This window comes from Chryseobacterium sp. SIMBA_029, assembly GCF_046535275.1.
Lineage (GTDB): Bacteria > Bacteroidota > Bacteroidia > Flavobacteriales > Weeksellaceae > Chryseobacterium.
The window spans coordinates 1-260 of the sequence record NZ_JAWRXA010000496.1 but is presented as its reverse complement, the minus strand read 5'-3'; the positions used below and the strand labels follow the sequence as shown (position 1 = coordinate 260).

1 protein-coding gene is annotated in these 260 nt (G+C 62.3%); it reads right to left on the bottom strand.

Annotated elements, in window-relative coordinates; genetic code table 11:
• Window positions 1–260, bottom strand: a 260-nt coding sequence (locus tag SB679_RS24955; protein WP_410704990.1) for an urease accessory protein UreD, incomplete at both ends; no start/stop codon positions are given.

The window sequence follows — 260 nt, the reverse complement described above, 5'->3', positions numbered from 1 at the left end:
ATGACCTCTGCCATGACAAGGCTCGACGTCGGGTCCAGGCTAAAGCGGGAACTCTGCCGATAGCTGGCCTCCCGGTACGCAATCACCTGGTCTGGAACCAACTCCAACCGGGCCCGCTCCCCCAGCCGAACGTTCATCCGCTGCTCGGCAAACGAGCCCGGAGTCCGATATATCTTCGTGGCCGACTGCGTGGTCAGGAGCAGGTCCGCCCCGTCCTCGACGTCCACATCAATCAGGAACAGATCGGCCCCCAAATAGGC